This is a genomic window from 'Chrysanthemum coronarium' phytoplasma, assembly GCF_000744065.1.
GTDB classification, from domain to species: Bacteria; Bacillota_I; Bacilli_A; order Acholeplasmatales; family Acholeplasmataceae; genus Phytoplasma; species Phytoplasma asteris.
The window spans coordinates 1-917 of the sequence record NZ_BBIY01000124.1 but is presented as its reverse complement, the minus strand read 5'-3'; the positions used below and the strand labels follow the sequence as shown (position 1 = coordinate 917).

The window sequence follows — 917 nt, the reverse complement described above, 5'->3', positions numbered from 1 at the left end:
CTTTGTTTTTTTCTTCGTCTAACTTAATTCCTAAAACTGATAAACGTTTAATAATTTCAGAACGGAAAAAAGAAGAATTTTCGCCAATACCAGCTGTAAATACTAAAGCATCAACGCCTTTTAATAATACGTAATAACTAGCAATATAATCAACTATACGCTTAACTTGGATGTCGTGTGACAAAATGGCTTGCTGGTTGCCTTCTTTAATGTTTGCCAAAATATCACGAGTGTCATTAGAAATACCTGATACTCCTAAATAACCTGATTTTTTATTCAAATCATCGATAACACAAGCAACAGTTTTGTTTTCTTTTTCAGCTATAAATTTCACTACTGCAGGATCAATATTGCCACTACGAGTTCCCATAGGAACCCCTTCTAACGGAGTAAAACCCATAGAAGTATCAACTGATTTACCAGAATCAACTGCACATAAAGAAACGCCGTTGCCAGCATGACAAATAATGATTTTGGCGTTTTTTTTACCCAAAATTTGTTGCATTTGCTCAGTTATGTATTTATAAGATGTACCATGAGCTCCGTATTTTCTAATTTGGTATTTTTGGTACCAGTAATAAGGAGCGGCGTATAAAAAATTAACTGCGGGCATACTTTGATGAAAAGTAGTATCAAAAACAGCTACTTGAAAAACTTGGGGAAGTACTTTTTGAAAAGCTTTAATACTTATGATGTTTGCAGGATTGTGTAAGGGAGCTAGGTCGCATAAACTTTCAATTTGAGCAAGAGTTTTTTCAGTTAAAACAGCAGAATCGCTAAATATTTCTCCACCTTGAACTACGCGGTGCCCTACTCCTTCGATTTCTTCCAAAGTATTAATAACTTTTTTTTGAATCAAAGCATCTAGCAATAACTCTACTGCTGTTTGATGATTTAGCACTTCTAATACTTGTTTG

1 protein-coding gene is annotated in these 917 nt (G+C 34.1%); it reads right to left on the bottom strand.

The genetic code is table 11. The annotated features are described in order from the left end of the window. Positions 1 to 917 (bottom strand): acetate kinase (locus tag OYV_RS04045; RefSeq protein ID WP_042068429.1); only part of this gene is annotated, 917 nt, incomplete at both ends.